Source organism: Sphingomonas sp. CFBP 13706 (assembly GCF_014842355.1).
Taxonomy (GTDB): Bacteria; Pseudomonadota; Alphaproteobacteria; order Sphingomonadales; family Sphingomonadaceae; genus Sphingomonas; species Sphingomonas aerolata.
The window spans coordinates 223,070-242,129 of record NZ_JACYVM010000006.1 but is presented as its reverse complement, the minus strand read 5'-3'; the positions used below and the strand labels follow the sequence as shown (position 1 = coordinate 242,129).

The following is a 19,060-nucleotide window of genomic DNA, read 5'->3' as shown; positions in this document are numbered from 1 at the left end:
CCCGCGCCCATCACCGCCCGTAAGGCTGGCGTAAGCCGGACGGGATAGGCCGACCGATCCTCGATCCCGATCGATGTCGCGCGATGCGCCGTCAGCAAAAATCAGAGTGTCTCCATGTCCGATATCCTTGGCCCGTTCGAACGGCTTGCAGCGACCCGCGCCCCGTTGTTCCGCGTCCGTGCGGCGCCCGACCAGCCGCGCCGGGTCGCCCTGTTCTCGGGCAACTACAACTATCTGCGCGACGGCGCCAACCAGGCGCCCAACCGCCTCGTCGGGTATCTCGAGCGCGACGGCGTCGACGTCCGGGTCTATTCACCGACATCGCCCCGCCCCGCCTTTGCCCCCAGGGGCACATTGGTGTCGGTCCCGTCGGTCCGGATTCCGGGTCGCGGCGAGTATCGGCTGGGGCTCGGATTGCCGGCGGCGGTCCGGCGCGATGTCGAACGTTTCCGCCCCGACATCGTCCACCTGTCCGCCCCCGACTGGACCGGCGTTGCCGCGCAGCGGCTGGCGCGGACGATGGGCGTCCCGGTCGTCGCCAGCCTGCACACGCGGTTCGAGACCTATGCGCAATTCTATGGTGCGGGATTGATCCGGCCAATGTTGGAACGGCATCTCGACCGGTTCTACACCGGCAACGACACGATCCTCGTGCCCACCCCTCCCATCGCCGCCGAGTTTTCCGCCAAGGGGCTTGGCGAGCGGACACGTCTCTGGGGTCGCGGGGTCGATCGCGACGCCTTCTCCCCGCGCCATCGCGACCTGGCCTGGCGCCGGCACATGGGCATCGCCGACACCGACATCGTCCTGCTCTTCTTCGGCCGGCTGGTCCGCGAGAAGGGACCGGCGCTGTTCGCCAACATCGTCGACGCGGTTCGCAAGGGTAGCGGAGATATGTGCGGATTATCCGCCACGATCCGGGCGGTGGTCGTCGGCGACGGGCCCGAACGGGACTGGCTAACGCGGCGCCTGCCGGACGCGATCCTCCTCGGCAGCCTGTCGGGCGACAGACTGGCCCGCGCAGTCGCCAGCGCGGATATTTTCGTCAATCCGAGCATTACCGAAGCCTTTGGCAACGTAACGTTGGAAGCGATGGCATCGGGATTGCCGAGCGTGTGCGTCGACATCCCCAGCGGACGCAACCTGCTGCGCAAGGAAACGGGCATGTTCTTCGCCGCGAACGATCTCGATGCGGCGGTCGCCGCGGTTCGCCGTCTCGCACTGTTCTCGGATCTGCGCACTTCGATGGGTCGGGCCGCACGCGCGGCAAGCGCGGCCTATGACTGGGACACGGCGTCGGCGATGGTCCTCGACGCCTACCGTGCGCTGGTGGGCACGGACACGGTGTCGGCAACCGCCGATCCGGGTGCCGCGCCGGCACTCTGGCGGAACCGGTCGGCCGCGGGCTGAGCGTCGTGACAGAACAGTGCAGCGCCCGGACGCCGTCAGGGTGGCGACGTCTCCTGTCATCGTCGTCGGTGCGAACGGCAGCCGCCGCTGCCGCGATGCTCGCCGTCGTCGCGATCGCCCTGGCGGCGCTAGCGAGCCTGCTCGACGGGGTCGACTGGTCCGACGTCCGCGACGCGCTGACGCGGATCGGCTGGGTCCGGCTGCTGCTCGCGGCCGGGATCACCGCAACCAGCTACGGCGTGCTGACCGGCTATGACGTGATCGCGCTGCGGGTCATCGGGCGACGGGTGGCCTATCCCCGGGCGGCGCTCGCCTCGTTCACCAGCTATGTCTTCAGCCACAATTTCGGGTTCGCGCTGCTGACCGGCGGAACCGCGCGGTGGCGGATCTACCAGCCCGCAGGGCTGACGATCGGCGAAGTCGGCCATGTCATGGTGCTGACCGGCCTGACCTTCTGGTCCGGGGTGCTCCTGCTGCTCGGGATCGGGCTTGTCGCCAGTCCCGATACGCTGGCGATTGCCGGCGTTGCGATGTCCTACCCGGTCCACGCCGCGATCGGCGCAGCGAGCCTCGCCCTGCTGGGCATGGTGCTGATCCTGCTCCACCGGCGTGGCGGTCGCATGATCGTCGCGTTCGGCGGCTCGATCCCCGTGCCTCGCACGCGGCAGGCACTGATCCAGATGATGCTGGCGAGCATCGACCTCGTCCTTGCGGCGCTGGTGCTGGTCGTCCTGCTGCCCGGCGCGTCGATTGCCCTGCTTCCCGGCCTGTTGCTCGGGTACCTGGTGGCGATCACGACGGGATTGATCACCCATGCCCCGGGCGGCGTGGGCGTGTTCGAAGCGGTGATGCTGGCGAGCCTCCCCGAGATCGACCGCGCGACGCTGTTCGCCGCCTTGCTCGCCTATCGGATGGTCTATTTCCTGATCCCGCTCGCCATCGGGATGGTGCTGTTCGCGCTTCATGAAGTCGACCTGCGGGCCCGCGTAAGGTCGGCGTAAGTCGGCGCGGCGATGAGCGCATGTCCTCATGCTCTCTCCATCGGAACCCGTTACCATGATCATCCGCGCGCGGCCCAGCGCCCCGTTCTCCCTCGCAGCGTTCTGCGCCCCCGCCCTCCTCGCCGCCAGCACCGGTGCAGCCGCGCAGACGCGATCGGCAGAGGCCCAGCCGGTGCCGGACGCGACCGCGATTGCGGGGGCGACGTCCGCCGCGATCCCCGCCATCCCCGAACCGATGATCTTCGACATGGTGCGGCCACTCGGCGCGCGGCGCGGCGAACTCGAGACCAACACGCTCGCCCAGGTCAATCTCAGCGGACCGTCGCGTCATGTCGAATGGGCGCCCGAGGTCGAGTATGCGGTCGCCGACGGCTTTGCGGTCGAGCTCGAGCTGCCGTTCACCAATGGCCGGCTGACCGATCTCAAAATGGGGCTGCAAGGGACGTTCGGCACGTTTCGCGGCGGACGCAGCATCCACGGCGTCCAGTATCTCGGGCTTCACAATCGCCGCGACGGGGGCTGGTCGAGCAGCCTGGTCTATCTGCTCGGCAACCGCTTCGGCGAACGGTTGAGCACGATGACGATGATCGGCGCGGGCGACGTGACGCTCAGGAGCACGAAGGGCACCGGGCTGATCGTCAATCACTCGACATTCTGGGATGTCGATGACGGCACCGTGCTCGGGTTCGAGGTGAACCGGCAGACGGGGGCGAGCGGCCATTGGCTCTTGATGCCACAGCTGCACCGCGCAATCGGGCGGAAGGTCTCGGCGCAGATCGGTGCGGGCGCCGAACGGGCCGTGTCGGGTCCATTCCGACCGCGCGTCGGCCTGCGCATCATCCGCGAATTCTGAGGTGCCAGCTGCCACGGAAGCCGGGCCCGCTGGTGCCGGCACGCCTGACATGCCACACCCCTGACATATCAGAACAAGGGGTTATGAATGCGCGCCAGTGCCTGTTTGATCGCTCTCCTCCTCGTCACGACCAGCGCGGTCGTCTCCGGCGCCAGCGCGCAGACGCCGGGCACGCCCTATCACCGCGCGCCCGATGCGATCGCACGGGCGCTGGAGACACCGCCGACCCCAGGCGTCTCGGTCAGCCCCGACCACCGGACGCTTGCGATCCTCGGCCGCGAGAATCTTCCGTCGATCGCCAATCTGTCCAAACCGATCCTGCGGCTCGGTGGCTATCGCATCGATCCCGCGACCAACGGTCAGGCCGAGGTCCGCGTGCAGTGGCTGAACGCGCTGCAGTTCAAGGATCTGGCGAGCGGCAAGACCATTAATGTCGCGCTGCCGGCCGGACTGCGCTTTGCCGCACCCGACTGGTCGCCCGACGGCACCCGCCTCGCCTTCTATGCGCAGCAGCCCGACGGTCTCTCGCTGTGGATCGCCGAGCGCAACGGCAGTGCGCGCATGGTGGCCAAGGGCCTGAACGGCACGTTCGGCACGCCGTTCGCCTGGATGCCCGACAGCACGGCGCTGATCGCCTACACCGTCCCCGCGAACCGCGGCCCCGCGCCGGTCGCCGGCGACACGCCGACGGGCCCCGTCGTCCAGGAAAGCGCGGGCCGATCGTCGGCGGCGCGAACCTATGAGGATCTGCTCGGCGATGCGCAGGACGAGGCCCTGTTCGATCATTATTTCACCGGCCAGCTCGTCCGGATCGCGCTGTCGGGTGCCGCCCGGCCGATCGGGGCACCCGGGCTCATCACCGAGTTCAGCGTCTCGCCCGACGGCCGGTATCTGCTGACCGAACGGCTCAAGCGGCCCTATTCCTATCTGCTGCCCGCGCGCTATTTCCCAACCGAGATCACCGTCGCGACGATCGATGGTCAGCCGGTACGGACGCTGGTCGATCGCCCGCTTGCCGACGATCTTCCGGTCGACTTCGACGCCGCCGTCAAGGGTCCGCGCGAGGCGATGTGGCGATCCGACGCCCCTGCCACGCTCGTCTGGGCCGAGGCGCTCGACGGCGGCAATCCGCGTGCGAAGGTCGCCTTCCACGACGTGGTCAAGATGCAGGCGGCACCGTTCGAAGCGGCGCCGGTCGACCTGGCGATGACCCCGGCGCGCTATGCGACGACCTTCTGGGGCGATGACGGCTTCGCGCTGGTCATCGATCGCGAATGGCGGTCGCGGACCGAACACCGGCTTGCGGTCGCACCGGCGCGACCGAGCCAGCCGCGCACGCTGCTGACCCGCAATTATCAGGACCAATATGGCGACCCGGGTCGGCCGGTCGTCGAATCGAACGCCGCGGGCAAACCGGTGATGCGCTTCACCCCGGACCATAAGGCCGTCTACGTCACCGGCGACGGTGCGACCAAGGCGGGCGCCTTCCCCTTCCTTGCGACGCTGCCGCTTACAGGCGGCGAACAGACGCGGCTATGGTCCGCCAAGCCGCCCTATTACGAAACCGTCGTCGCGATGCTCGACGATACCGGGCAGCGCATCCTCACGCGCCGCGAAAGCGCAAAGCTCGCCCCCAATTACGTCGTGCGCAGCGTCAGGGGCGGCAGCGCCAAGCCGGTCACCGCGTTCGCCGATCCTGCCCCGGTGTTCGCCGGCGTGACGCAGCGCACGATCACCTATCCCCGCGCCGACGGGCTTGCACTGTCCGGGTCGCTCTACCTGCCCGCGGGCTATGATGCGAAGCGCGACGGGCCGCTGCCGACCTTGCTCTGGGCGTACCCCGCCGAATTCACCGATGCGAAGGTCGCCGGGCAGACCGTCGATCAGGGCAATCGCTTCGTGCGCCCACGCGGCATCAGCCATCTGTTCCTGCTGACCCAGGGCTATGCGATCCTCGACAATCCGGCGATGCCGATCATCGGCGAAGGCGGCACGGAGGCGAACGACACCTACGTCAAGCAACTCCAGCAAGATGCGCAGGCGGCGGTCGATGCCGTCGTTAAGCTCGGGGTCGCCGACCGGACCCGCATGGCGGTCGGCGGGCACAGCTATGGCGCGTTCATGACCGCCAATCTGCTCGCGCATACCGATCTCTTCCGCGCAGGCATCGCCCGGTCGGGCGCATATAACCGCACGCTGACCCCGTTCGGGTTCCAGGCCGAACAGCGGACCTATTGGCAGGCGACGCCGACCTATACCGAAATGAGCCCGTTCACTTATGCCGACCGGATCAAGGCGCCGATCCTGCTGATCCACGGCGGCGCGGACGACAATAGCGGCACCTTCCCGATCCAGTCCGAACGCATGTACGCTGCGCTCAAGGGCAATGGTGCGACCGTGCGCTACGTCGTCCTGCCCAACGAACCGCACGGCTATCGCGCGCTGGAGTCGACCGAAGAGACGCTGTGGCAGATGACGGACTGGCTGGACCGCTACGTGAAGCTGAAGCCGGCGCCGGAGACGGCGGAGCGCCGGCCATGACCGGCCGGTGCTCCTTTCCGCGGGCTTGCGCGACGGCCGGTCCCGTCGCATCGGCACCCCATGTGTAATCGTGCGCGGTTCGAGGGCGAGCCCGAAACCCTGACCCAAGTCTTTGGCGCGGGCTGGCTGACGCCAAGGCCGATGGATAACCGGTTCAATCCGACCGAGCTCTACCCCAAAAGCCGCGCCTATGTGATCCGCGAACAGGACGGGGCCCGCGGGCTCGATGTGATGCAGTGGGACGTGACCGCCGGGCAGGCGCCATGGCCGATGACCAATGTCCGCAACCTCGCGCTGCCGCAGTGGAAAGCCCTCGCGGCGAACCCCGAAAACCGGTGCCTGATTCCGCTCACCGAATTCTGCGAATGGACGCCCGACCCCGTTGATCGCGGCGACGGGAAAAAGCCCATCAAGGGCGAGATGTGGTTCGACGTCATCGACCAGGACGTGTTCGCGATCGCCGGATTCTGGCGCCAGATCGGCGAGCAGCGCTATTTCGCGATGGTCACCTGCGACGCGAACGAACTGGTCGTGCCGATCCACCCCAAGGCGATGATCACCATCCTGCATCCGGAGGATCACGCGCTCTGGCTCACCGGTCGCTACGACGACGTCGTCGCACTGCAGCGCCCCTATCCGGCCAGCCGGATGACGGTGCGCGGCCCCGTCTTTCCGACCCGCACCGCCGCGCCAACGGGCCGCACCCTGCTATAAGTGTCGAACTACCCAGCGCGGCATCGGGCCGCGCGCCGACGCCAAGCGGCAATCACCTGCAACCATGATCAGGCGGGCGGCGTACCGCCCGCCTGACCGATCGTCACTTGGGGGCGGACGGCGCGGCGGGCGCGACCGTGGTAGCGACAGGCGTCGCGGCGATCGGCGCACCCGGCGAAGCCACCGTCGCGGCCGGGGATTTCATCGTCTGGCGGATGAACACGGTCTGGTTGATCTGCTCGAACGCCGTCTGATAGACCGACACGTCGTAGATCGGCTCTTCGTCCTGCGCCCCCGAGCCATAGACGGTCGATTTGACTTTCCCCATGACGAAGCTCAGCCGCACATGCGTCGTCGACGGGCTGGTCTGTTCGATAAAGGCCGAAACGATCGGCGTCTTCTTCGATTTACCGAAACCGGTCCACAGGCTGTACGACATCTTGCCCTTGGTCGACGCGATACCGGTGATCAGCCCGGTGTCCTTGTCGGCGGCTTGGATACGATAGCCCGAATCCTGCAGCACCGACATGACGGCGCCAAACACCTGGTCCTTGCCCGCCTCGATGTCCCGACCCTGCAGCTGCTGCAGTTCGAGCGACGACATGACAACCGGCTTTTTTGCAAGGACGACAGACGCGTCGAGGCATGCACCCGCCATGGCGAGCGCTACGATAAGCTTCTTCATTGATATTCCCCGTTAGAACGAACTGCTGCGGCTTTGAAAATCGCTGACGACCTTGTTCGCGTCGAACTTGATCACGAGTGTCATGGCGCGCGACGACTGGCTCGACCGCGACTTCTTGTTGCTGAACCCCAGCCCGCCAAGCCCCGCGGCGCCGCCGCCACCACCGCCGCCGAACAGGCCGATCGAAAACCCCGATGTCTTGTCGTAAGACACCGTGGCATGGCGGTCATAGACCCACATTTCCTGTCCGGAACCATCGATAGTGGTAATGTTCGGCCCGCCAAACGCCTCGATGATCTGCGCCTGCGTCGTCGTGCCGACCTTCAGGTTCATCTGCACCATGCCGTGCGTCAGCGTGTTCGGATCATCCTTCGCCGAAGCCCCTGCTGGAACCGTCGCCGCAAATGCCGCAGCCAGAATGATTGCCCGAATCATAGATCCCCCCGTAATATCCCGCGCTTATCACTGTTGTTTGTGCGCGAGAAGGTGGAGCCGGAGGCAATAGATCGATATCTGATGTATTGTGACGAAGCGAAGTATTAGAATAGCCAGATCTAGTCGGAGATCGTGCCGTCAGCGAAGGCGCGGCGGCCGCCGCTGACGGCGATCCGGCGTCAGGCGTGCGCCGGCCTGGCGTGGACGATCGCGGTCGCCGCGGACATCAGGATCGCGTCCTCGACGAACCCGGTGCTCGTCTGCCCCCAGCGTTCCATCGCCCATTTACGGGCGGCGAGGCCACCATAGGATGACAGGATCGCCGCGCCGATTCCGAGCGCTGCGCCCGTCAGCTGACGCTTTGGCGGGGCGAGCGCCGCGCCGGCAAAGCCGCCCGTGATCGTGCGCGCGAACAGACCAAGGAACACCGTACGATCGGGCGCGGTCTTCATCTTGTCGCCCGCCATTTCGGCCGCAGCCATCGCCACGCCCCCGGCGGTGATCAGCGGCACCGCCATCAGACGCGCTCCAGCGGTATCCTCAGGGAGCGTGCCGCGCTGGGCAGCGCCGGCCAGTGCAGCAAGCGGCGTCATCGCACGCTGTCCGGCCACCAGGCCTATCAGAAGGGAACGAAGCATAAGGGATCCTGTCGGTTGGAGCGATTGTCTGATCGGCCTCGTCAACGGATGACACCGTCAATGCGCTCCATCGCTGCGCGCCGCTCGATCCTGCACCGACCCGGGCATCACCCCGATACGCAGAGCGGCGCCCGCAAACGCGCTTGAACGTCCCCGATTTGCGCATATGCCGGAATGCATTGGAGCGAACGATGAATGATCCGGCGAATACCAAAAACGCGGCGTGGGACGGGACTCTGGTCAAAACCTGGCTCGAGCGGCGGCTTGCCGCGGCGAAGCTCGACCAGGCAATGGCGGACCGGCGCGGCTACGAGGCGCAGGACGATTATGACAAGGCGGCCGCCGAGGAATGGGCCTGCCGGGCGCTTCAGGCACCGGACTGCACCGCGGATCAGGCCGGTTTTGCCAAACGGCTCAAGGACCTGATCGCGCAGGACGATTATACCGCGACCGGCATCTACGACGATATCCGGTTCCAGCGCCATGTCCGCAGCCTGCTGCGCAAGATCGCCAAGATGGCCAAGACGAATGAAGGGTTCGAAAAGACGCTCCGCTACCAGTAAGCCCGAGCCATGGATGCTGCGCCCCCCCCGCTCGCGGGGTACCGCCGGCACTAGGCCGGCCGCATCCTCACGAGGCCCGTGCCATCCCGCCACTGCCGACACGCCGCGCCTCGCGCTGCCCGTGCATCGCCAGGAGGGCGGTCGTCGCATCCCGGTCGACCGCCGGAGAAAACACGAATCCCTGGCCGAGCACGCAGCCGATCGCGCGAAGCTGCGCGATCTGCTGATCCGACTCGATTCCCTCCGCGACGATCCGGATGCCCATCTTCTTGGCGACGCGGATCAGCCCTTCGACGATCGTCGCGCTGACACTGTCGGGTTCGAGATGATCGACGAACGTCTTGTCGATCTTGATCACGTCGACCGGCACCGTCAGAAGATGCGTGAGCGAGGCGAACCCGGTTCCGAAATCGTCGAGTGCAACCCGGATGCCGTGGTCACGCAACGCGCGGATCGCCTCCTGGATCGCCTGGTCGCCTCGGCCCATATACACGGTCTCGGTGACCTCCAGGATGACATGCTCGAGCGAGACGTCATGGCGTTCGAACGCCGATGCCAGCACGCGCGCAATCGCCCCGCCGCTCAAATCCTCCGACGAGACGTTGATCCCGACATGCTGGACCGCGAGACCCAGATCGAGCCAGGTCCGGATGTCGGCGGCGACAAGCCCCATCATCCGCTCGGTCAGCGCGGTCGAAACCCGCGCATCGCTGGTGGCTTCGTGGAACGCGGCGGCGGAAATGATCCGGTCGTCGATGCGCATCCGGCACAGCGCTTCCAGACCGACAATCTCGCGCGTGTCGAGCCGGAAGATCGGCTGGTAATAGGCCTCGATCCGTCCGTCGCAGAGTGCTGCGCTGACATCGCGGATCGCATGCAGACGCCGCGTCATGCTCGAACCCAGCGCGGCCGAATACATCACGAAGCTGCCGCGCGCGGTGTCCTTTGCATGGTACAGCGCGAAATCGGCATTCTGGCGCACAGGGTCGGTCACGGGATCGCCCGCGATATAGACGGCGCCACCGATGGTCGCGCGCGGCACGACGATCTGGCCGCCGCAATCGGCGGGTCGGCCCAGCGCATCGAGGATCCGCTGCGCGATCGCATCGGGTTCGGCCAGGTCGTCCGCCGACTCCAGGATCAGCGCGAATTCGTCGCCCCCGACCCGAAAGGTCCGCCCGGGCTCCCCCGCCGCCGCGATCCGCTGACCGACGATCCGCAGGACAGCATCGCCGGCCGGATGCCCGAACGTGTCGTTGATCACCTTCAGATTGTCGAGATCGAGCACGAACAGCGCCCAGCGCGCGACCGACCGACCCCGGATATCGGCCAATGCCGCATTGAAGGCCGCCCGGTTGGGCAGTTCCGTCAGCGTGTCGGTGAAGGCACGCCGCTCATGTTCGACGACGCGATTATGGCGATCGATGGCGATCAGGCAGAGATGCAGGCAATGCTCGACGAGCACGCGTTCGAACGCCGTCGGCCCCCGCGCTTCGCGGTAGTAAAAGGCAAAGGTCGCCACGATAACGCCGTCCGGATTCGAAATGGGGCTCGACCAGCAGCCGCGCAGACCGAGCGGCGCCACCAGATGTTTGAAATCGGCCCAGCGCGGATCGGTCGCGATATCCGCGACGCTGATGTCGGTGCCAAGATACGCGGCGGTTCCGCACGACCCCGCCAGCGGCCCGATCGCGGCGCCATCGATCGCCTGCGAATACGACTCCGGAAGACTGGGGCCGGCCAGCGGATGCATCCTGCCCGCGCGGTCGACCGTCAGGACCGAACAGATCACGCCGGGCACCAGCTGCTCGACCTGCTCGCATAACGACCGGCAGGTGACGTCCAGACTCTCGCCGCGTGCAATCCTCTTGAGTATCGCGTTCTGGAGTTGCAGCACCACACGCTGGGTATCATCACCGACTGGATAGGATAGATCGGTCATGGAGAAATCATAAGCCATGGATGCATCTGAGAACAATTTCTATTTACTTTTCATGAACATCCCAAACGGCTATAGTTCAGCCCGATTTGGCATGTATCCATTCGTCAACGGACGCGCACCCAGAACTGTACTGCACGAGCCCTCCGGAGTCCGACCGACACGCACGGACTTCGCCACGGATTGAGGATCCTTAGTCAAAGAACATATAGCGAACAATAGCTCTTGTCGCAATCTGGTCCCGCGCCTAGGACGCCGCATGGCTGGCACTCGCCGGCGGCGGAACACACGCGAGCAATGCTGCGCGAGGGGCTTGACGATGACGGACGCAGATCGGTGCTATTTCGAACGGCGAGCCGAGCAGGAAATTGCAATGGCTGCCGCCACCGAAGATCCCAGCGCCTGCGCCCGTCATTATGAACTCGCGAACCTGTATCTGTCGCTCATTTCGGAAACGCCCGTCAGCACGGCCGCCTGACGAGGACACCGGTAGCTACCGAGTAGCCAAGCCGCGGTGGTAACCGACGCTATGCATTGGCTACATTCTCGAGGACCTCGCTACGCATCGGCACGCAAGCGGTAGCCGACGCCCAGTTCGTTGGCGATCACGCTGCCGACTGGTCCCGGGTGCTCCAGCTTCTGCCGCAGGTTGCGGATGACGATGCGGAGATATTCGACGCGCGGATCCTCCTCGCCGCCCCAGGCCGCGGCGAGCACGCGCTGATGCGTCACGACGCGGCCGATGTGCCGGGCAAGCACCGCGAGCACGTCATGCTCCTTGCGGGTGAGATGCAGTTCCTCCGCGCCCCGGAACACGACCCGGCGATCGAGATCGATGCTGACGTCACCGGTGCGCACGATCTTAGGCGTGGTTTCGGACAGTCCATGATGACGCAGCGCCACCCGCAGGCGGGCGAGCAGTTCCTCGCTGTCGAACGGCTTGGTGATGAAATCATCCGCCCCCAGATCGAGTGCTGTGACCTTCTCGTCGACCGCATCGCGTGCCGACACCACCAGGATCACCGCATCGCCGTGCGTCCGCAGCAGCGGGATGAGGCTCAACCCGTCGCGGTCGGGCAGACCGAGGTCGAGCAGGACCGCGCTCGGATGCTCGACCGCCGCCTGCTGCAGCGCCTGCCGCCCGTCCTCGGCCTCGACCACGGCATAGCCCGCGCGGGTGAGCGTGTTGCGCAGCAGGCGGCGGATCGCGGCTTCGTCGTCCACCACGAGAATCTTTGCGGGCATTCAGGCGATGCTTTCGGGTTTGAGGTCGCGGACGATGAGCGCGCGGGGGAAGATCAGTGCGAAGGCGGCTCCGCTACCATCGTTGCGGTTCCCGGCCTCGACCATCATGTCCATCGCCTCCGCGAACGCCTTGACGATCGCGAGGCCGAGCCCCGTTCCACCCACCGCGCGATCGGACCCTTCGAGGCGGCGGAACGTCTCGAACACTTCGGTTTCCTTGCCCGGCGGCAGGCCGGGTCCGTGATCCATGACCGCCAGCCGAAGCTCACCGAACCGGTGCCGCCCCTCGATCACGATCTCGGTCCCGGGATCGCCGTAGCGCCCGGCATTGTCGAGCAGGTTGAGCAGGCAATGATGGAGCAGCTGCGGGTCGGTATAGACCAAAGGCAGGTCGGGCGGGACATCGAGCCGGACCGCATGGCCCTCCAGCGCGCGCCGTGCATCGTGCGCCGCGCCCGTCACCGCATCGCTGAGATCGGTCGGTTCGATGTTGAGCTTCAGCGCGCCCGCCTCGACCCGTGCCATGTCGAGCAGATTGGCGACGAAACGATTGAGCCGCGCGGCCTCGGCCTTGATCGTCGCGATCAGGTCGGGCGTCGCGCCATGCTCGAGCTGGTCCGCCGCGGCGATGACCGCGGTCAGCGGCGTACGCAGGTCATGGCTCACCGACGACAGCAGCGCCGCGCGCAACCGGTCGCGCGTCCGTACGGTCTCGACATCGCGCATCTCGACTTCGAGCCGCAACCGCTCGAGCACCAAGGCGGACTGGTCGAGCAGGCTGCTGAGCAGCGGCAGCTGGTCGGTGCGGACCGGGTCGGCTGCGCTGTCCTTCGCCACGCCGAGCACGCCGAGCACGCGGCCCCCGGCCTTCAGCGGCTGAAACAGCCATTCCGAGGCCGCAAGCGTGCCCGATCCTTTCCCGGCCGCCATGCCCGTGTCGAGCGCCCAGGTCGCCGCGGCGGTATCCATCGTGCCGAGATGATAGCCGGCATCGCTGGCCGCGAGGATCTCCAGGTTCTTGCCGATCCCGGGCACCAGCAGGACCACCTGTACGTCGAGCAGTCCGCGGACGTCGTCGCAGATCATCTGCGCCGCGACGTCGATGTCGTTCACGCTCGTGATCTGGCGCAGGAAACCGGCAAGCGTCGCGTTGGTCCGAGCACTCGCCGCGGCCAGATCCGCCTGCGCCCGGACACGTGAGGTCAGCTGGCTCGTCGCGACCGCGATGGCGAGCAGGACGACGACAGAGACCAGATTTTCGGGATTGCTGATGCTCAGCGTACCGACCGGCGGCAGGAAGAAGAAATTGTAGGCAAGGCTGGAGGCGATGCCCGCGTAAAGACCGGTGCGCAGGCCATAGAGGCTGGCGGCGGCCATGACCGGCAACAGGTACAACAGCGCGACGTTGCCGAGATCGAGGATGTGGAACAGGGCGCTGGCGACGCCGGTGACGCTCGCGACGAGTGCGGTCGTAACCACATAGCCGGCGGGCGTACCCCACCGCGCCGGCCTACGCCGACCGCGGTCCCGGCCGCGCGGGTCTGCAGCCACGGGCAGCACATGGACGGTGACGCCCGGGGTATCGCGGATCACCCGGTCGACGACCGAACCGTGCAGGAACTCGAACCACCGCGACCGGTGCGACTTTCCCATGACCAGCTGCGTCGTGCGGGCATCGGCGAGAAAGCCCTGAATACCCGCCACCACATCGGTCGCGGGGACGGTCGCGACGGCTGCACCGAGCTGCGTCGCCAGCGTCATCGCTGCGGCAATGCACTGATGCTCGGCATCGGAGAAATTCGCGACGCGCGGGGTTTCGATGAAGAGCGCGGTCCAGGGGCCACGCAGACCGTCGGCCACGCGCTTGGCGGCGCGCACGAGCGTGTCGGCACCGGGCAATTCGTTGATCGCGACGACGATCCGGTCGCTGCCCGCCCAGGTGCCGCCGAGCCCGAGTGCACGAACGTCGTCGAGCATCCGCGCGTCGACCGCCTGTGCCGCGCGGCGGAGCGCCAGTTCGCGCAAGGCGGACAGGTTGGATTTGGAGAAGAAGTGCGACAGCGCCCGCGTCGCTTCGTGCGGCAGATAGACCTTGCCGGCGCGCAGTCGCTCGATCAGCTCGTCGGGCGGGATGTCGACGACCTCGATCTCGGCCATTTCCAGCACGCTGTCGGGCACCGTCTCGCGCACGCGGACGCGGGTGAAACTGGCGACGATGTCGTTCAGGCTCTCGACGTGCTGGATGTTGACGGTCGAATAGACGTCGATCCCGGCAACCAGCAGTTCCTCGACGTCCTGATAGCGTTTGGGGTGGCGACTGCCCGGCGCATTGGTGTGTGCGAGCTCGTCGACGAGGACGAGGCGCGGCGCGCGCGCGAGGATCGCATCCAGATCCATCTCCTCCAGCGTGCGGCCCTCATAGGCGATCGCCCGCCTCGCGATGATCTCGTGGCCGCGGGTCAGCGCCTGGGTTTCCGCCCGGCCGTGCGTCTCGACCACGCCGACGACGACGTCGACGCCGTCGCGCCGGCGCGCCGCGCCCTCGGACAGCATCTCGAAGGTCTTGCCGACCCCGGGCGCGGCGCCGAGGAACACCTTGAAACGCCCCCTGCCCTCCTGCGCGGCGGCGCGCAGGAGGGCGTCGGGATCAGGTCTGCCGTCGCCCGATACCGGCATCAGCGCGCGGGCGCGCCCGAGGCCGACAGGCCGTCGAGCGCGCGGTTGAGCGCCAGCACGTTGACGTGCGGCTCCCCGAGGATGGACGCATCCGTTGCATCCGTGACCAAAGCGCGAACCCGCTCGACCGGCACGCCTCGAACGCGCGCGATGCGTGGCGCCTGGGCCAGCGCGGCGGCGGGCGACAGATCGGGATCGAGCCCCGAACCACTGGCGGTGACCAGATCGGCAGGCACCGGACCGGCCACACCCTCGGCACGGCGTTTCGCGACGTCGGGCGTCACGCGATCGACCAGCGCCTGGCTCGCCGGTCCGAGATTCGACCCCGACGACGCCAGACCGTCATAGCCCTTGCCAGCCGCCGATGGCCGCGTCTGGAAGTAGCGATCGGTCGTGAACGCCTGTCCCACCACGGTCGAGCCAATGACGGTCCCGCGGGCATCGCGCACCAGGCTGCCGTTCGCCTGAGAGGGGAAGATCGCCTGGCCGATACCGGTCATGGCAAGCGGGTAGACGAGCCCGAGAAGGACCGCGAACAGGATCGTCATGACGATCGCCGGCCGCAGCGCGGAGGTGAAATCCTTGCCCATGTCTGTCTTTCCTTATGCGAGACCGAGGCCACCGACCACAAGGTCGATGAGCTTGATGCCGATGAACGGTGCGACCAGGCCACCCAGGCCGTACACCGCGAGGTTGCGTGCGAGCAGCGGTCCGGCTGCCATCGGCCTGTAGGCGACGCCGCGCAGCGCCAGCGGGACGAGGCACGGGATGATGACCGCGTTGAAGATGATCGCCGACAGAATCGCGCTTTCCGGTGACCCCAGCCGCATCACGTTCAGCACGCCAAGCCCCGGATAGAGGACGACGAACATCGCCGGGATGATCGCGAAATATTTCGCGACGTCGTTGGCGACCGAGAAGGTCGTCAGCGCCCCGCGCGTCATCAGCAACTGCTTGCCGAGGCCGACGACCTCGATCAGCTTGGTCGGATCGCTGTCGAGATCGACCATGTTGCCCGCCTCGCGCGCGGCCTGCGTGCCGGTGTTCATCGCGACACCGACATCGGCCTGTGCGAGCGCGGGCGCATCGTTGGTGCCGTCGCCGCACATCGCGACCAGCCGGCCGCCGGTCTGTTCCTTGCGGATCAGTTCCAGCTTGTCCTCGGGCGTCGCCTGGGCGAGGAAATCGTCGACGCCCGCTTCGGCAGCGATCGCCGCCGCGGTGAGCGGATTGTCGCCGGTGATCATCACCGTGCGGATTCCCATCGCGCGCAGCTCGCCGAACCGTTCGCGGATGCCGGCCTTGACCACGTCCTTGAGGAAGATCGCGCCGAGCAGGCGCCCGTCCTGCGCCACCGCCAGCGGTGTCCCGCCCGCGCGGGCGATCTCGTCGGTGATCCGGCGCAGTTCGGTCGCCGCCGCGGTTTCGCCCGATCCGGCATTGGCGCGCAGGATCGAATCCACCGCGCCCTTCTGGATCAAGATGTCGGCCATCTTCACCCCCGAGATGCGGGTCTGCGCGGTGAACGGGATGATCTCGGCCCCTGCGGGAAGCGTGGTAGTCGCGACGTTGAACGTCTGGCGCGCGAGCAGCACAATCGATCGGCCTTCCGGCGTCTCATCGGCAAGGCTGGCGATCAGCGCGGCTTCGGCGAGTTGCTGCGCGCTGGTGCCCGACACCGCGCGGAACTCGCTCGCCTGCCGGTCGCCGATCGTGATCGTACCGGTCTTGTCGAGCAATAGGACGTCGATGTCGCCTGCCGCCTCGACCGCGCGTCCCGACTTGGCGAGCACGTTGAAGCGCACCAGCCGGTCCATCCCCGCAATGCCGATCGCCGACAGCAACGCCGCGATCGTCGTCGGGATCAGCGTGATCAGCAACGCCGCCAGCATCGCCACCGGGATCGACCCGCCGGCATAGGACGCGAAGCCCGGGACGGTGCCGACCGCGATCAGGAAGATGATCGTCAGCCCGACGAGCAGCAGCGTCAGCGCGATCTCGTTGGGGGTCTTCTGCCGCTCGGCGCCTTCGACCAGCGCGATCATCCGGTCGAGGAAACCCTTGCCGGGTTCGACCGTCACCTTGACGCGGATCTCGTCGGAAATGACGCGCGTGCCCGCCGTCACCGCCGAGCGGTCGCCGCCCGCCTCGCGGATCACCGGCGCGCTCTCGCCGGTGATCGCCGCCTCGTTGACCGAGGCGACCCCCGAAACGACATCGCCGTCCGACGGGATGAGGTCGTTGGTCTCGACCAGCACGATGTCGCCGACCTTGAGCTGGCTGGCGGGCACCGAGTCGAACTCGCGCCCGTCGCCTTTCAGCCGCTTGGCGGTCAGTTCGGCCTTGGTCGCGCGCAACGACGCCGCCTGCGCCTTGCCGCGCCCCTCGGCAAGCGCTTCGGCAAACGTGCCGAACAACACGGTCAGCCACAGCCAGATGACGAGCTGGAGCTTGAAGCCGATCGACAGGCTATCTTGCCCGACCACGAGCAGGACGGTCATCAACGCCGCGACCACGGCGGTGACGAACATCACCGGATTGCGGATCAGCTCTCTGGGGTTGAGCTTGAGGAACGAGGCCTTGATCGCGGGCACGACGAGGTCGGCCGTGAACAGGCTTTTTGTCTGGGTCTTTGCCATGGTGGCCCCCGATCAGGACAGTTTGCCGCTGATCATCGCAAGATGATCAGCGATGGGACCGAGCGCGAGGCCCGGCAGGAAGGTGAGACCACCCAGGATCAGGATGATGCCGACCAGCAGCCCCACCCAGAGCCCGCCCGTCGTCGGGAACGAGCCCGCGCTTTCGGGTGTGTACTTCTTCGCGGCCAGGCTCCCGGCGATGGCGAGCATCGGCACGATGATGAAGAACCGCCCGACCCACATCGCGACGCCCAGCAGCCCGTTATAATAAGGCGTGTTGGCGGTCAGGCCCGCAAAGGCAGAGCCGTTGTTGGCGACCGCGCTGGTGAAGGCGTAGAGGATCTCGCTGAAGCCATGCGGCCCCTTGTTGAGCGGCCCCGCCAGCCCTTGTTGAAGCACCGACGACAGCGCGGTCAGACCGAGGATCATCAACGGCAGCACCGCGATCGCCAGCACCGCCAGCTTCACCTCGCGGCTTTCGATCTTCTTGCCGACATATTCGGGTGTGCGCCCGACCATCAGCCCAGCGACGAACACCGCGAGGATCGCGAACAGCAGGAAGCCGTAAATCCCTGCGCCGACGCCGCCGATGACGACCTCGCCCAACTGCATGTTGAACAGCGGGATCATCCCGCCGAGCGCGGTGAAGCTGTCATGCATCGCGTTGACCGCACCGCACGACGCCGCAGTCGTGACGACCGAGAACAAGGCGGAAGCGGCGATCCCGAAGCGGACCTCCTTGCCCTCCATATTGCCGCCCGCAACGCCGAGATGCTGGAGCACCGGGTTGCCCGCGGCTTCCTGCCAATAAGTGACGGTGACGCCCGCAAGGAACAGGATCACCATCGCCGACAGGATCGCCCAGCCCTGCTTGGTGTTGCCCACCGCCTTGCCGAACGTCCAGGTCAGCCCGAAGCCGATCAGGAAGATCGACAGCATCTGGATGAGGTTGGTCAGCGCGGTCGGGTTCTCGAACGGATGCGCCGAGTTCGCGTTGAAGAAGCCGCCGCCATTGGTGCCGAGCATCTTGATCGCCTCCTGGCTCGCGACCGGGCCGAGCAGCAGCGCCTGTTTCGCGCCCTCCAGCGTCTGGACGTCGATCACGCCCGCCATCGTCTGCGGCACGCCGCTGGCGATCAGGAACAGCGCGTAGACGATCGAGATCGGCAGCAGGATATAGAGCGTGACCCGCGTCATATCCGCCCAGAAATTGCCGATCGCCTTGGACTCGCGCCGCGCGAAGCCGCGGAACAGCGCGAACGCCAGCGCGATCCCGGTGGCCGCGGACAGGAAGTTGTGGATTGTCAGCCCCAGCATCTGGCTGAGGTTCGACATCGTCGATTCCCCGCCATAGCTCTGCCAGTTGGTGTTGGTGGTGAAGCTGATCGCGGTGTTGAACGCGAGATTCGGCGACAGCCCCGCCAGCCCCTGCGGATTGCCCGGCAGCACGCCCTGCAGGCGCAGCACGGCATAGGTGAACGCCATCAACGCAACGTTGAAGAATAGCATGTGCAGCGCGTAGCGCCGCCAACCCTGCTCGGCATTCGGGTCGATGCCGGCGAGCGTGTAGAAGCCGCGTTCGACCGGACCGAGCACGATGTGGAGCGGTGTGCGCCGCCCCTCGTAAAGGGCAAAAAGCCACGCGCCGACCGGTTTGGTCAGCGCGAGCAGGATGGCGACGAAGCCGAGGATCAGGATCCAGCCCTGGAATGTCATGGTGT

At 66.8% G+C, this 19,060-nt stretch carries 16 protein-coding genes; 7 read left to right on the top strand and 9 right to left on the bottom strand.

Features of this window, described 5'->3' with window-relative positions; translation table 11 throughout:
• The first annotated feature begins 114 nt into the window (after window positions 1-114).
• The 5 genes from IFS44_RS13580 (at window position 115) to IFS44_RS13560 (ending at window position 6,519) form a co-directional block, all read left to right on the top strand.
• A complete protein-coding gene (locus IFS44_RS13580) occupies window positions 115-1,410 on the top strand; it encodes a glycosyltransferase family 4 protein (protein ID WP_192098822.1) in 1,296 nt (431 codons plus the stop codon).
• A 68-nt stretch (window positions 1,411-1,478) separates the two neighbouring features.
• Window positions 1,479-2,411, top strand: coding sequence for a lysylphosphatidylglycerol synthase domain-containing protein (locus tag IFS44_RS13575; RefSeq protein ID WP_192098821.1), 933 nt, complete (start codon window positions 1,479-1,481; stop codon window positions 2,409-2,411).
• Window positions 2,412-2,466: 55 nt separating this feature from the next.
• Window positions 2,467-3,264, top strand: a complete 798-nt coding sequence (locus IFS44_RS13570) for a hypothetical protein (RefSeq protein ID WP_244650293.1) — start codon at window positions 2,467-2,469, stop codon at window positions 3,262-3,264.
• A gap of 87 nt (window positions 3,265-3,351) precedes the next feature.
• Window positions 3,352-5,805, top strand: a complete 2,454-nt coding sequence (locus IFS44_RS13565) for a S9 family peptidase (RefSeq protein WP_192098820.1) — start codon at window positions 3,352-3,354, stop codon at window positions 5,803-5,805.
• Window positions 5,806-5,865: 60 nt separating this feature from the next.
• A complete protein-coding gene (locus IFS44_RS13560; protein ID WP_192098819.1) occupies window positions 5,866-6,519 on the top strand; it encodes an SOS response-associated peptidase family protein in 654 nt (217 codons plus the stop codon).
• Between the two features lie 103 nt (window positions 6,520-6,622).
• On the opposite strand, the gene IFS44_RS13555 is transcribed toward IFS44_RS13560, so the two are convergent.
• The 3 genes from IFS44_RS13555 to IFS44_RS13545 form a co-directional block, all read right to left on the bottom strand.
• Window positions 6,623-7,204: a hypothetical protein gene (locus IFS44_RS13555; RefSeq protein ID WP_244650291.1), complete on the bottom strand. Its 582-nt coding sequence runs from the start codon at window positions 7,202-7,204 to the stop codon at window positions 6,623-6,625.
• Between the two features lie 12 nt (window positions 7,205-7,216).
• Window positions 7,217-7,639, bottom strand: a complete 423-nt coding sequence (locus tag IFS44_RS13550; RefSeq protein ID WP_244180579.1) for a hypothetical protein — start codon at window positions 7,637-7,639, stop codon at window positions 7,217-7,219.
• A 179-nt stretch (window positions 7,640-7,818) separates the two neighbouring features.
• The gene (locus IFS44_RS13545; RefSeq protein WP_192098818.1) at window positions 7,819-8,277 is read right to left on the bottom strand and encodes a DUF4126 domain-containing protein; all 459 of its coding nucleotides are present in this window, start codon (window positions 8,275-8,277) and stop codon (window positions 7,819-7,821) included.
• Window positions 8,278-8,468: 191 nt separating this feature from the next.
• Between IFS44_RS13545 and IFS44_RS13540 the strand changes: the two genes are divergently transcribed.
• Window positions 8,469-8,840: a hypothetical protein gene (locus IFS44_RS13540; protein WP_192098817.1), complete on the top strand. Its 372-nt coding sequence runs from the start codon at window positions 8,469-8,471 to the stop codon at window positions 8,838-8,840.
• 67 nt (window positions 8,841-8,907) lie between these two features.
• On the opposite strand, the gene IFS44_RS13535 is transcribed toward IFS44_RS13540, so the two are convergent.
• Entirely contained in the window at window positions 8,908-10,782 is a 1,875-nt protein-coding gene (locus IFS44_RS13535; protein ID WP_197977870.1) for a putative bifunctional diguanylate cyclase/phosphodiesterase, read from the bottom strand.
• A 316-nt stretch (window positions 10,783-11,098) separates the two neighbouring features.
• Here IFS44_RS13535 and IFS44_RS13530 point away from each other — a divergent pair, with 316 nt between their 5' ends.
• Window positions 11,099-11,257, top strand: coding sequence for a hypothetical protein (locus IFS44_RS13530; protein WP_156363512.1), 159 nt, complete (start codon window positions 11,099-11,101; stop codon window positions 11,255-11,257).
• An 80-nt stretch (window positions 11,258-11,337) separates the two neighbouring features.
• Here IFS44_RS13530 and IFS44_RS13525 read toward each other — a convergent pair whose 3' ends face one another.
• Genes IFS44_RS13525 through kdpA form a run of 5 tightly spaced genes read right to left on the bottom strand, consistent with a single transcriptional unit; the run spans window position 11,338 to window position 19,055 of the window.
• A complete protein-coding gene (locus IFS44_RS13525; protein WP_056679288.1) occupies window positions 11,338-12,024 on the bottom strand; it encodes a response regulator transcription factor in 687 nt (228 codons plus the stop codon).
• On the bottom strand, window positions 12,025-14,700 hold the full coding sequence (locus tag IFS44_RS13520; protein ID WP_192098816.1) for a sensor histidine kinase: 2,676 nt from the start codon (window positions 14,698-14,700) through the stop codon (window positions 12,025-12,027).
• Window positions 14,700-15,290, bottom strand: coding sequence for a potassium-transporting ATPase subunit KdpC (gene kdpC, locus IFS44_RS13515; protein ID WP_192098815.1), 591 nt, complete (start codon window positions 15,288-15,290; stop codon window positions 14,700-14,702). The genes IFS44_RS13520 and kdpC overlap by 1 nt, the downstream gene beginning before the upstream one ends.
• A 12-nt stretch (window positions 15,291-15,302) precedes the next feature.
• Window positions 15,303-17,339 (bottom strand): potassium-transporting ATPase subunit KdpB, encoded by a 2,037-nt coding sequence (gene kdpB, locus IFS44_RS13510; RefSeq protein ID WP_192098814.1) that lies wholly within the window; start codon window positions 17,337-17,339, stop codon window positions 15,303-15,305.
• A gap of 12 nt (window positions 17,340-17,351) precedes the next feature.
• Window positions 17,352-19,055, bottom strand: a complete 1,704-nt coding sequence (gene kdpA, locus IFS44_RS13505; RefSeq protein ID WP_192098813.1) for a potassium-transporting ATPase subunit KdpA — start codon at window positions 19,053-19,055, stop codon at window positions 17,352-17,354.
• Window positions 19,056-19,060: the final 5 nt, after the last annotated feature.